Origin of the sequence: Staphylococcus chromogenes (assembly GCF_029024625.1) — a bacterium.
GTDB lineage: Bacteria > Bacillota > Bacilli > Staphylococcales > Staphylococcaceae > Staphylococcus > Staphylococcus chromogenes.
Genome location: NZ_CP118953.1, coordinates 1,003,554 through 1,017,060, shown reverse-complemented (window position 1 = coordinate 1,017,060; position 13,507 = coordinate 1,003,554). Strand labels below are relative to the sequence as shown.

Here is a 13,507-nt window from a genome sequence, read left to right as displayed (position 1 = left end):
CCGTACTTTTCAACGCACTGGAATATACGTATACTGAAATTATCTACTGCATGAGGAGGAATCATAATGAAAATATGGAACGATGAAATCATTCAATCTACATACAAAATGTCTGATGCAATTAAAGATATTGAGACACTTTTTAATAATATGGATGCGATTACTACCGCACAACGTGTCGTTCTTCCTACTGGAGAAGGTGCAAAGTCCATGCTTTACATGCCTTGTATTCATACAGAAAAACAAATGGGCATCATTAAAATTACATCAATTACGCCTGAAAACCCACAACAAGGGCGCCCTACCACTCAAGCGAACATCATTATTACGAATATCGAGACGGGTGAGCATGTTGCAAGTCTTGATGCTAGTTATTTAACGCGTTTGCGTACAGGAGCTTTAAGCGGTATCGCGACAAAATATATGAGCCGTACTCAGAGTCAAACTTTAGGAATGATTGGGACTGGAGGAATGGCCTTTGAACAATTATTAGGCAATTTAGAAGTACGCCCGATAAAGAAAGTATTACTCTATAACAGAACGCAAGAAAAAGCTGAACAGTTTAAACAACGCATTTTTCAGTCCTTCCCTTCTTTAGAAGTCGACATTGTGCAAGACGTTCAAACGCTCGTTAAGCAGTCAGATATCATTAATTGTCAAACCGCCTCTCAATCACCCGTGTTTGAAGCGAAAGATGTGCAAAAAGGGACGCATATCAATGGGATAGGTTCTTATCGTCCAGATATGAAAGAACTCGATTTTCATTTATTTCCAGATGCCCAACATATTGTCTTTGATGATATTGAAGGTGTAAAAGAAGAATCAGGAGAATTTATAGAAGCGGATCAGCAAAATATCTTTAAATTTGATGAAATTGATGGTGATTTACAATCTGTCGTGTTGAATGATGAATCATTAAGGAAACAAGATGACGAAATCAGCATTTTTAAATGTGTTGGTGCAGCACACTTCGATTTAGCAGTAGCTATTGGAGCTTATGAAAAATTATTAAAAAATGCGAACTAAAGTTTCTTTTTATTCACTTATCAAAATTGATACTAAAAAAGCTGTCGACATCGTACGTCATCATGTCGACAGCTTATTTTTAAAAGCGAGGAAACAAACTAACCACAGTTTACCTCTCCTGTTATTTAAATTATAATTTAAACAATCGGCTTGGTGCATCTGTAATGAGACCGTCTACGCCTCGTTGAATCAACTTTTTAGCAATCTTCATATCGTTAACAGTATATGGAATGACTTTTAAATTTTCTGAGTGTGCCCGTTTTATAAACTTACGATTTGCTAATTTATAATTTGGATTAATATAATCAGCGTAACTTGCAATATCTTTGAAGGGTGGTTGTTTTAACCAATATTTTCGTTTACTAATCAATACACCCGTTTGAATATAAGGTGTTAATGTACGGAATGTTTGCACAGAGTTCATATCGAACGATTGAATAATCACTCTGTAATATGGAAATTGTGCATTTTTAATTTTTTGAATGACTGCTTTTTCAATACCTGGGTATTTTTTTGGATTTTTTATTTCAATGAGCAAAGTTTTAGAATAGTTTTTACATAATTTTAATACTTCATCGAAGGTCATAATTTCCGCTTCTTTATGTCCTTTTTTCCAACTTCCAAAATCAAAACTTCTCAATTTCTCTAACGTATAGGAAGCCACGTCGCCTTTCGAATTAGAAGTTCGATCGATGGATTCATCATGTATTGCGACAAGCGCTCCATCACGCGTCATATGTAAATCAATTTCTAGCATATCTATATGGCGACTCAGAGCCGCTTGGTAGGCTTCACGTGTATTTTCTGGAAATTGTTCTGAAAAACCACGATGAGCCACGATTTTAAATTCCTTAAAAGGTTTATTGAGTTTCATAAACTCCCCTTCCTTTCCAAAGTGACAAAATTCATCTACACTAAACTTAACACATTCTCATAAGGAGTGAAGTAATTTGGTTCAACACGATTTTAAAGTGAATTTCCATTGGCAAGGTGGCCGTGATGAAACAGGCAAATTTAAAGGGGATATTTTGCAAGAATCATTTTCTATTCCTGCATCATTAGGAGGGATGGGACATGGTACAAATCCTGATGAATTATTAGTCAGTGCTGCAGGGAGTTGTTTTACCATTTCATTAGCCGCTACACTGGAGCGCGCGCATTTCAATATTCAAGAACTACAAATAACATCAATTGGAACAGCTGAATTTAATGAAAATAGATTTACTATGAAGCAAATTTTACACGATATTCAAATTACTGTTGAAGATCACGCAACCAAAGATAAATTGGAACGACGTATCAAACGATTACTTGAAATTGCGGATAATCATTGTATGGTCTCTAATAGTTTAAGAGGCAATGTACGCATAGAAAGTCGAGCAAAAATCATTATTTAATTTCACGGGAAAAAGGTTCCGTGAAATTTTACTTTTAATTTGTCAGAATATTTGTTAAAATTAAAAAATCTTACTAAAGGAGGTTGCTTATGTATTTCCAAAACTCCATATTATTAACGCCAGGTCCAACACCTGTCCCTGCGCATATCCAAGCCGAAATGAATTTACCTATGGTGGGTCACCGTTCTTCTGATTTTGAAGCTATTGCGAAAGAGGCATTCCAATCACTAAAGTTAGTTTTTGGTAGTGATGAAGAGGTCATGATTTTGTCCTCAAGTGGAACGAGTGCACTGGAAGCAAGTATGGTCAATTTGATAGAAAAAGACGATCATTTTGTAGTTATTGTTTCTGGAGCATTTGGTAATAGATTTAAGCAGATTGCCGAGACATATTATACTCATGTACATATCTATGAAGTCCCATGGGGAGAAGCTTTTGATCCAGAAAAAGTATTTTCATTTATACAAGAAATCCAAACGCCTATCAAAGCTGTCTTTACACAATTTTGTGAAACTTCAACGGCTGTTCTCCATCCAGTCGCACAACTTGGGGCAAAATTAAAAACCTTAAATACAACTCCCCTCTTTGTCGTAGATGGCGTTAGCTGTATCGGGGCTGTTGATGTTCATATGGAAAGAGATGCTATTGATGTATTAATTTCAGGAAGTCAAAAAGCAATGGCGTTACCTCCTGGCATTGCTTTTGTTGCCTATAATCAACGTGCTCTAGATGAATTTTACAAAAGCAAAACACCTAAATTTTATTTAGATTTGGCCAAACATCACAAATCCTTATTACAACATTCTACGCCTTATACGCCTAATATTTCAGCTTTTCGCGGTATCATCGCATATAGACGTTACATTGAAAGCGTAGGTTTTGATGCCATCATAGCGCAACATTATCAAATTCGAGATGCTGTACGCACGGCATTGCGCGCATTGGATTTAGAACTCCTCGTCAAAGATGAACATGCCTCACCTACAGTTACCGCCTTTATTCCAAAGGACGAAAATGAACTTAAAAAAATCAAAAAAGACCTTAAAACGCAATTTAATATCACTATTGCGGGAGGACAAGGTAAATTAAAAGGCCAAATTTTACGTGTGGGTCATATGGGGGATGTCTCTCCTTTTACCTTATTGTCGTTTATCTCAGCACTAGAAATTTTACTCTCACAATATCGTAAGACATCTTATATTGGAAAAGGAACGCAAGCATTTATGGAGGTGGTAAATGATGTCTTATAAAGTACTCGTCGCTGACCCTATTTCAGAAGAGGGTCTAAAAAGCTTAAATGAAGATACACGATTTGAAGTCATTAATCAAACAGGTTTAAGTGAATCAGAATTAATTCAAATTATCCCAGAATTCGATGCGCTCATTGTTCGTAGCCAAACTCAGGTTACGGCTAACTTACTCAATGCCGCACACCAACTTAAAGTCGTAGCGCGTGCAGGTGTGGGTGTAGATAATATCGATCTAGATCATGCAACCAAACGTGGAATTATTGTGATTAATGCCCCTGATGGTAATACAATTTCTGCGACAGAGCATTCGGTGGCTATGATTCTCGCAATGGCACGCAACATTCCTCAAGCGCATGCTTCATTAAAAAGTGGCGAATGGGATAGAAAATTATTTCGAGGCACTGAATTATATCGTAAAACGTTAGGTGTTATTGGTACCGGACGTATCGGAATTGGCGTGGCAAAACGTTTGCAAAGTTTTGGTATGGATATCCTCGCTTATGATCCCTATCTTACTGAAGATAAGGCAAAAGAATTGGATTTCACACGTGCGACGGTTGATGAAATCGCTCAAAAATCTGACTTTGTAACCGTACATACACCTTTAACTGAAAAAACAAAAGGGATAGTGGGTGCTTCATTTTTCGAACAAGCAAAACCAGAGCTTCGTATTATTAATGTAGCACGTGGTGGTATCATTGACGAAAATGCACTCATTGAAGCTTTAGATCATGAAAAAATCGCCGGAGCAGCGATAGATGTATTTGAAAATGAGCCAGCAACTCATTCACCTTTGGTACAACATCCAAAAGTCATAGTCACACCTCATTTGGGAGCCTCTACAATTGAAGCGCAAGAAAAAGTAGCCGTGTCTGTTTCTGAAGACATCATCGATATATTAACAGAGCAACATATTGCACATGCCGTCAACGCCCCTAATTTTATTTTAGGAGACGACGAAGCATTACAGCCATTTGTTGAACTGGCACGAGTTACTGGTGAAATGGGTATTCAACTTTTACCGAAAGCTCCACGTGAATTAAATATTACCTATGCAGGAGATATTGCTTTAGATGATACAAGTTTGATTACACGAACACTCGTCAAAGGGGTATTACAGCAAGATATGGGAGATCATGTGAATCTGATAAATGCACTTGCACTTCTAAGCGAACAAAATGTCACTTATTCTATTGAAAAAACAAAAAGTAAAAAAGGATTTAGCAATTATATCGAACTTGAGTTAATTAACAAAGGGGACACAGTTAAAATTGGAGCCACTGTTCTAAATGGATTTGGCCCTCGTATTGTACGTATCAACGACTATCCTGTTGATTTTAGACCGGAACAATATCAATTAGTCATTCATCATCATGATCGACCAGGTATCGTTGGAAAGACAGGACAAATTTTAGGAGAACATGATGTTAATATAGCCTCTATGCACTTAGGTCGGACAAATATTGGCGGTCATGCCATGATGATTTTATCAATAGATCACCCTATTAATGATCAAGTTGAATCTCATTTGTTGCATATTGATGGCTTTCGTTCAGTAACACCTGTCACTTTGAATTTGTAGTAGGAATAAGACCATTTGTAAATTCTTTTGTTTAATCATATAAAGATAGAGCCATCAAAATTACCTCACCTCAATTTTGATGGCTCTATTATTTAAGTTATCTTCTATATCTTGACGCTCTTATTACATCTACAACCCACTACTCAATAAATGTCGCACGTATATCTAGCACATGATTTACAATTTGGTCAGCATGATGCTTTTCTAATTCTTCACGTGCATCTTGACCTTTTAATCCCGATAAGGTCCCAATAAAATAGGCATTCATTTTTTGGGCGCATATTAAATCTGCTAGAGAATCTCCCACAATCGTCACTTCTTCTTTGTTTGCACAATTTGATTGATTTGTTGCGTATTGATAATAATCTTCTACTTGATTACCGTTTAAAGCTGCAATATAGCTAAAAGGATTAGGTTTACCTAGTGGTTTCAAATCCGGATATTTCTGCTCGACATCCATCACTTCACTCGCAGTTACAATATGTGATTCATTAAAATGTTCTAATAGCCCTAATGACTTAAAGGGGATTAACGTTTCTCCCCGAGTTCGTCCTGTTGCAATAGCGATTTTATATCCCTTTTCTTTAAGTTCACACAAAAGGTTTTTAACTTCGTCTATTGGAACAAGTGGTTTTTCATGATATATATAACCCTTTTTAAAATGTGATTTTGGCTGTTGCTTTTCAACTTCTTCAAATAATGTTCGTCCTAGATACCACTCTTGATAAATAGATTGCGCAAACTTCCACAAAGGACTTTGAATATCAAAGAGCGAAACATTTGTCGTATTCAATAGTAAACCTGCAAATTGTTTTAATTCTTCATACAATGCTTCTTTACCTTTTGAGCAAGTGGATAAAAAGTCTAATGGTGCTGCATAGTCGATGACTTTATTTGTGAATTTGTCACCTAAACTTTTGATTTGTGTTTGAGAAATTGACTTTGAATCTAAAAAATGCTGACGGTCTTCTTCATTGAGCTGTTTTAACAAATTGATAAAATGAATCGAAAATACAACAAATAACATATCCCAATTCGAGTTGATCCCTAAAGATTTCAAGTGATTTAAAATCATATCGTTCTCAAAAATATCATTACGAATCGCCTGGATTTGAGAATCTTTTAAATGACTCAAATCTACACTATCGCCTAAATTTAAATACATTTCATCAAAAAGTAATTCATAAACTGCTAATGCTGAAACATCAAAACATCTTCCCTCATCTAAAAAAACACCATCTACATCAAATAAAATCACTTTTTCCATAGGGCAACCTCCATAAACAGAATTTTCAGATAAAACAACTATAACATAAAAACCTACATGAGTATGCACTTGTATTTGTATATTTTATCTTTAAAGGTGCATAAAACAAAAAGAAGCATGTCATAGAATAAAGTTATCCTTAAATATTTATTGAGAATAATTTTTTGATGAATTCTATGTCCAAGCTTCTATATGTTTAATCATTAGTGACCTTCTACGTATGCATTTAACTCTTTTTGTAACTGACGTGTACGTTCAGTTAACATTTGTGTAATGTTTTCTACTTTTTCTTGGCGTTTCAAATCTTTTGGGATGGCTGTTGTATCAATCGGCTCCCCAAACTTAATATAGGCCTTTTTAGTAAAAAGATGTGGGATTTTAGTAGGTCCCACATAAGCTGCAGGTAAAATAGGTGCTTTTCCTAACATGGCAATCGTTGCTGCCCCCTTCTTTAAGGGCACTTCAACTGAAGTACGTTGCCCAGATGGGAAAATACCTACAGTTTTGTTTTGATTTAAAATTTTAACAGGAACCTTTAACGTACTTGGCCCAGGGTTTTCTCGGTTGACAGGAAAAGCATTTAACGCTGTAAAAAATTGATGCATCCACTTATTTTTGAATAATTCTTGTTTGGCCATATAATGAATTTCATTTGGTAATAAAGCTAATCCTAAAAGGATAATTTCATTGTAACTTTCATGGTTACATGTAACGACATACCGATTGGAATCAGGTTTGTTTTCTAGTCCAATCACTTCTAATTTTTTTAGTTTTTTTACGATAATAAAATCTAATGCTTTCGCAATTAATCGATATAACATATTAACACCTACTCTTTACGTCTTTTAGCCCTTTAAATTTTATCACTTCCTAAACATTTGAACAACTACATTTAAAAATACGACTAAAGATGGAGAGCGCTAGACTGGTCAAAATGTGATGAACATAGGATAATAAATTTAAAGGAGGCATTTTATGAGAGAAGAACACAATTTTAATCCTTCACAACAATCAAATGAATATGAATCTAACTCTGCTACACGTCGTCGACAAAAAAGTAAATTTCCATGGCTTAAAACCATACTTATCGCCCTTATTGCAGGGATAATTGGAGGACTTATCGCTTTTAGTTTATTAAATATGACCTCTAATTTCAGTTCCCCTTTTGCAAACAAATCAGGCTCACAAGTCAATGAATCAAATCAAGACTCTAGTGGAAGTACGCTAGATGGCAAAAGTAGCAAATACAAAACAGTGAATCAAATGATAAATGATAAAGCCCCATCTATAGTTGGAGTGATTAATGAGCAAAAAGCACAAAATCTAGAAGACTTATTACGTGGAAAATCCCTTAAGTCTCAGCCTTCTGGCATTGGCTCTGGCGTCATTTATCAACAAGACGGTAAAAACGCTTATATCGTTACAAATAATCACGTCATTGAAGGTGCATCCTCTATTAAAATCCAACTACATAATTCTCAACAAGTTTCAGCAGAATTAGTCGGAAATGATTCATTAACAGATTTAGCCGTCTTAAAAATCAAAGACAGAAATGACATTAAAACGATGTCATTTGCCGATTCAAGTAAAGTAAAAACGGGTGACAGTGTGTTTGCTATGGGAAATCCACTTGGCTTAGAATTTGCCAATACAGTGACATCAGGTATTATTTCAGCGAATGAGCGTACCATTGAAACTGACACCTCAGCGGGTTCAAACAAAGTGAATGTGATACAAACAGACGCTGCAATTAACCCCGGCAACTCTGGAGGTGCATTAGTCGATTTAAATGGTAATTTAATAGGAATTAACACCTTAAAAATTGCTGCGCCTCAAGTTGAAGGTATTGGTTTCGCCATTCCAAGTAATGAAGTTAAATTAGTCATTGAACAACTTGTCAATAACGGAGAGGTGAAACGCCCTTCTATTGGAATTGAGATGATTAATGTGACAGATATTCCAGACAATTATAAACGCCACTTAGAGACAAACTCAGGTGTTTATGTCGCCAACGTACCAAGACAAGGCATAGATTTAAAACGTGGCGATATTATTACTGAAATTGATGGACATAAAGTAGAAAGTGATTCGGATTTACGTAGCTATCTGTATAAAGATAAAAAACCTGGAGATGAAGTTACGTTTACAGTTAATCGAGATGGAAAAACTTCAAAAATTAAAGTCACACTAGATACAGCAAAATAACCTATAAATGTAGCCCCTCTCAACACACACTGAGAGGGGCTTTCTACTTTACGAATAATTGACCATATAATATTTTTTCTTACCGCGTCGGATAATAGTAAATGTATCATCATATTTATCATTACTTGATAATTCATATTGCAAATCTTGTTGTCGTTCCCCATTGATATAAATCGCACCATTAGTAATATCTTCTCGTGCTTGGCGTTTAGAAGGTGAAATCTTTGATTCTACTAAAGCCTCTACAAGTTGAACAGTCGATTCAGAAAGGGTTACTTGTGGCACATCTTTAAAACCAGCTTTTATTTCATCAGCCGTTAATGATTTTAAATCCCCACTAAACAATGCCGCTGAGATGCGTTCTGCTTCAGCTAGAGCATCTTCTCCGTGAATGAAACGTGTCATACTTTCAGCTAACGCTTTTTGAGCTTTACGTAAATGAGGCTCATTTTCAACTGATTCTTCTAAATTTTGTATTTCTTCTTGAGTTAAAAATGTAAAATATTTTAAGAACTTAACAACATCTTCGTCTCGTGTATTAATCCAGAATTGGTAAAATTCATATGGGCTTGTTTTTTCACGGTCTAACCATACTGCACCAGATTCTGTTTTACCAAATTTTTTGCCATCAGCTTTTGTCACAAGAGGAATTGTTAAACCATAGGCTTCAGTTGTCCCATACATGCGACGCATTAATTCAATTCCACTGGTAATGTTCCCCCATTGATCAGAACCTCCAATTTGAATTTTACATTGATATTCACGATTTAAATGACCAAAATCAATCGCTTGTAAAATCGTATAAGTAAATTCAGTATATGAGATACCGTTTGCTAAGCGTGATTGAATGGAATCTTTCCCAAGCATATAGTTTACGCCCACATGCTTACCGAAATCACGTAAAAATTCAATTAATGAAATTTGACCTAACCAATCTTTATTATTCACTAGAATAGGACCATTTTCTGTATCAAAATCAAAAAGTTGTTTCATTTGTTTTTGAATACCTTGAACATTTTTTTCTACTTGTTCTTCAGTTTGAAGAAGACGTTCTTCGGATTTACCAGATGGGTCACCAATCATACCTGTTCCTCCACCTATTAAAACAATGGGGCGATGTCCGTATTCTTGGAATCTACGTAATGTTAAAAATGGTAATAAGTGACCGATATGCAAACTGTCTGCAGTTGGATCAGCACCACAATATAATTTAACCTGCTCTTTGTTGAGTAGGGTTTCTATCCCCTCTTCGTCTGTTTGTTGATAGATTAACCCTCGCCATTTTAATTCCTCTATTAATTGATTTGCCATGGAAAAACCTCCTTAAAAATAAAAAAACACCACTTACAAAAATGTAAGGGCGCTGTTGCACGTTACCACCATACTTGGATACTCTTACAATGTTACGTACACTGCTAAAACGATGAAACACTTCACAAGGTGTATTCACTTTAATTTGAATGTCAATTCACACCCACCATTGACTCTCTAAAATTCAAAAAAATAAAGTTACTTCTCCTCTGTTTCAAATCTTATTGATAATGCTTCATATTATAAAATGTCGTGCTTGAAAAGTCAATATAATACACATTTGAAGGATTAAAACGACTAAAACCAAATTATGCTATACTATAATTGTTAAAAAGGAGGTCTAATGAGGCGTGATACATCCCCATCGATTGATAGAATACACGAATCGCTATGATCAGTACTTTAAAAAGATGAAACATCTGTTTATCTTTTCCATCACTGTTCTTATTTGGATTATAATTTTATTTATTGGCATTGTGTTAGGCTATTTTGCAAGTATTGTTTCGAATGCAAATGAAATTGATGATGATGCGCTTGTTAGAGAAATTACACGCCTCCCTGAGATGCCTCCAATAAAATCCAAAAATGTGAATCTCATTGCATTATACAATGAACAGTCACCGATTCTTATCGCCGGACCCGCTGAGGTCTCTCCATATGTAACAAAAGCCATTGTTTCTAGTGAAGATGCACAGTTTTATACGCATCATGGTATTTTACCAAAAGCTATTTTCAGAGCAATGTATCAAGATATTTTCAATCGTGAGAACCCAACAGGGGGAAGTACGATTACGCAACAACTCGTTAAAAATCAAATGTTATCTCAGCAAAAAACATATAACCGTAAAGCTAAGGAAATTATGTATGCAATGCGATTGGAAAACCTAATGAGTAAAGATGAAATTATTTATACGTATATTAATCGTGTGTCATTTGGTCGAGATACGAACGGACATCATATTACCGGTATTACCTCGGCGTCCTATGGTATTTTTGGTAAACCTCCACAATTACTCAACTTGGCTGAATCAGCGTATTTAGCAGGATTGGTTCAAAGCCCATATTATTATACGCCTTATAACACCTATGGTGAGGTTAAAAGCCAACAAGCACTTTCAGATTCTATACGTCGTCAAAAATATGTCTTAAAACGGATGTATATTGAAAAAATGATTACAAAAAAAGAATATCAAGCTGCATTAAAATATCCAATAGCTGAAAGATTTATATAAAACCTTATCCGATAGACCTTTGTGAAATAGACAAACCTACTTATAAAAAGCGGGTTTGTTTTTTTATACTTCTTAAAAAGTTAAATTTCTACCTATACATAAAAAGACTGGTGAAACAGTATTCCTGTCACCAGTCTAATAAGATAACTTAAGATTAGAATAAACCTACAGCATGTCCATCTTCAGTAACATCCATATTTAATGCCGCTGGTTTTTTAGGAAGACCAGGCATTGTCATAATTGCTCCTGTTAATGCAACAATAAATCCTGCGCCTGTTTTTGCTTCTAATTCGCGAATTGTAATTTCGAAGCCTTCTGGTGCACCTAATTGAGTTGCATCGTCAGTAAATGAATATTGCGTTTTAGCCATACATACTGGGTAATTATCCCATCCGTATTCTTTGAATTGTTTTAATTGTTTTTGCGCTTTGCTTGAGAATGTAACTTTAGAGCCACCATAGATTTCTTTAACGATTTTTTCGATTTTTTCTTCTAATGGTAATTCTAAGTCATAAAGGCGTTTAAAGTCATTTGGCTGTTCGATCACTTCAAGTACTTTATTCGCTAAGTCGACGCCGCCTTCTCCGCCTTTTTCCCAAACTTCTGTTAATGAAAGACGAACATTGTTTTCTTTTGCCCATTCTTGAACAAATTGTGTTTCTGCATCTGTATCATGGATAAATGCGTTAAGGGCGATAACCGGTTCAACACCAAATTTTCTAATATTAGTTACATGGCGTTCTAAGTTTTTAATTCCGGATTTTAATGCTTCAACATTTTCTTCTTTAAGGTTATCTTTAGCTACTCCACCGTGCATTTTAAGCGCACGAATTGTTGCAACTAACACAACAGCATCAGGTTCAAAACCTGCTTTACGAGATTTAATGTCGATAAATTTTTCTGCGCCTAAATCTGAACCAAATCCTGCTTCAGTTACAACGATATCTGCTAAATCACGTGCTGTTTCTGTTGCAAGAATAGAGTTACAACCATGTGCAATATTTGCAAACGGTCCGCCATGTACAAGTGCTGGTGTGCCTTCAATAGTTTGCACTAGGTTAGGTTTGATCGCATCTTTTAAAATCATAGCTAACGCGCCTTCAACACCTAAATCTTTAACAGTTACCGGTTGACGATCACGCGTATAACCGATTGTAATTTTAGAGATGTTTTCTTTTAAGTCCATAATTCCTGTGCTTAAACATAAAATTGCCATAATTTCTGATGCTACAGTAATATTGAAGCCATCTTCACGTGGCACACCTTGTGTTGGTCCGCCTAAACCTACAACAACATTACGTAATGCACGGTCGTTCATATCTAAAACACGTTTCCATTCAATACGACGTTGATCGATACCTAATTCGTTGCCTTGATGAATATGGTTGTCGATAAATGCTGATAATGCATTGTTTGCAGTTGTAATGGCATGAAAATCACCATTGAAGTGAAGGTTAATATCTTCCATTGGTAAAACTTGTGCGTAACCCCCTCCAGTTGCGCCACCTTTGATACCAAATGTTGGTCCTAATGCGGGTTCACGTAAAGCGACCATAACATTTTTATTAATTTTATTGAATGCATCTGAAAGTCCTACAGTAACTGTAGATTTACCTTCACCTGCAGGAGTTGGACTCATTGCTGTAACAAGTACAACTTTCCCTTTTTCACCTTTTGTTGTAATTTTAGAAATATCAATTTTAGCTTTATAGTGACCGTATTGCTCAAGCGCATCTTCTGAGATACCTGCTTTTTGAGCAATCTCACTAATCGGTTTTAATGTAGATTGATTTGCAATTTCTAAATCTGATAAATGACTCACAATTTTCAGCCCCTTAAATGAATTTCATTAACAATCATGCGCTATGTAAACGCATACAAACAGTTCTAAAAAAAACTATTTCCACAGTTAATAATAACGGACTCATCCATACTTGTCGAATAAAAGCGTTTATAAAATTCGATAAATAGAGTCAGGTTTTTATTTATCTATATATAGCTAACTCTTTTACGCCATTTCCTATGGGACTAGCCGCTTATTACAACAGTAAAATCATTGCTCTATAGTTTTTTCCAAGCCTGCATTTAAGAACCCAACAATAACATCATAAAAAGAGTTGGTATTGCGACACTCATTCTTCAGATGAATGCCACGTCTCCAACTCTTCATATCAAATGTTGAATAGTTTCAAAGCATTAAACCTATATTTTTATTTCATAGTAAATTTAAAATTATT

At 35.4% G+C, this 13,507-nt stretch carries 11 protein-coding genes; 6 read left to right on the top strand and 5 right to left on the bottom strand.

Going from position 1 to position 13,507, the window contains the following annotated elements; translation table 11 throughout:
* Positions 1–66 precede the first annotated feature (66 nt).
* Entirely contained in the window at positions 67–1,026 is a 960-nt protein-coding gene (locus PYW36_RS04990) for an ornithine cyclodeaminase family protein (RefSeq protein ID WP_103159169.1), read from the top strand.
* Between the two features lie 130 nt (positions 1,027–1,156).
* Here the strand turns inward: PYW36_RS04990 and PYW36_RS04985 are convergent, their stop codons facing one another.
* A complete protein-coding gene (locus PYW36_RS04985) occupies positions 1,157–1,900 on the bottom strand; it encodes a glycerophosphodiester phosphodiesterase (RefSeq protein ID WP_103159170.1) in 744 nt (247 codons plus the stop codon).
* Positions 1,901–1,976: 76 nt separating this feature from the next.
* On the opposite strand from PYW36_RS04985, the gene PYW36_RS04980 reads away from it, so the two are divergent.
* The 3 genes from PYW36_RS04980 to serA all read left to right on the top strand — a co-directional run bounded on the left by PYW36_RS04980 (position 1,977) and on the right by serA (position 5,255).
* The gene (locus PYW36_RS04980) at positions 1,977–2,423 is read left to right on the top strand and encodes an SACOL1771 family peroxiredoxin (RefSeq protein WP_103159171.1); all 447 of its coding nucleotides are present in this window, start codon (positions 1,977–1,979) and stop codon (positions 2,421–2,423) included.
* Positions 2,424–2,512: 89 nt separating this feature from the next.
* Entirely contained in the window at positions 2,513–3,673 is a 1,161-nt protein-coding gene (locus PYW36_RS04975) for a pyridoxal-phosphate-dependent aminotransferase family protein (protein WP_103159172.1), read from the top strand.
* Positions 3,663–5,255 (top strand): phosphoglycerate dehydrogenase, encoded by a 1,593-nt coding sequence (gene serA / locus PYW36_RS04970; RefSeq protein ID WP_103159187.1) that lies wholly within the window; start codon positions 3,663–3,665, stop codon positions 5,253–5,255. The genes PYW36_RS04975 and serA overlap by 11 nt, the downstream gene beginning before the upstream one ends.
* Before the next feature lie 139 nt (positions 5,256–5,394).
* Here the strand turns inward: serA and PYW36_RS04965 are convergent, their stop codons facing one another.
* Positions 5,395–6,522, bottom strand: coding sequence for an HAD family hydrolase (locus tag PYW36_RS04965; RefSeq protein ID WP_103159173.1), 1,128 nt, complete (start codon positions 6,520–6,522; stop codon positions 5,395–5,397).
* A gap of 203 nt (positions 6,523–6,725) precedes the next feature.
* Positions 6,726–7,343, bottom strand: coding sequence for a lysophospholipid acyltransferase family protein (locus PYW36_RS04960; RefSeq protein WP_103159174.1), 618 nt, complete (start codon positions 7,341–7,343; stop codon positions 6,726–6,728).
* Positions 7,344–7,497: 154 nt separating this feature from the next.
* On the opposite strand from PYW36_RS04960, the gene PYW36_RS04955 reads away from it, so the two are divergent.
* A complete protein-coding gene (locus PYW36_RS04955) occupies positions 7,498–8,727 on the top strand; it encodes a S1C family serine protease (protein ID WP_051604965.1) in 1,230 nt (409 codons plus the stop codon).
* 48 nt (positions 8,728–8,775) lie between these two features.
* Here the strand turns inward: PYW36_RS04955 and tyrS are convergent, their stop codons facing one another.
* Positions 8,776–10,038 (bottom strand): tyrosine--tRNA ligase, encoded by a 1,263-nt coding sequence (tyrS, locus tag PYW36_RS04950; protein ID WP_037574392.1) that lies wholly within the window; start codon positions 10,036–10,038, stop codon positions 8,776–8,778.
* Between the two features lie 410 nt (positions 10,039–10,448).
* On the opposite strand from tyrS, the gene PYW36_RS04945 reads away from it, so the two are divergent.
* Positions 10,449–11,270: a transglycosylase domain-containing protein gene (locus tag PYW36_RS04945; RefSeq protein WP_084276034.1), complete on the top strand. Its 822-nt coding sequence runs from the start codon at positions 10,449–10,451 to the stop codon at positions 11,268–11,270.
* 154 nt (positions 11,271–11,424) lie between these two features.
* On the opposite strand, the gene PYW36_RS04940 is transcribed toward PYW36_RS04945, so the two are convergent.
* On the bottom strand, positions 11,425–13,092 hold the full coding sequence (locus PYW36_RS04940; RefSeq protein WP_037574397.1) for a formate--tetrahydrofolate ligase: 1,668 nt from the start codon (positions 13,090–13,092) through the stop codon (positions 11,425–11,427).
* Between the last annotated feature and the right edge of the window lie 415 nt (positions 13,093–13,507).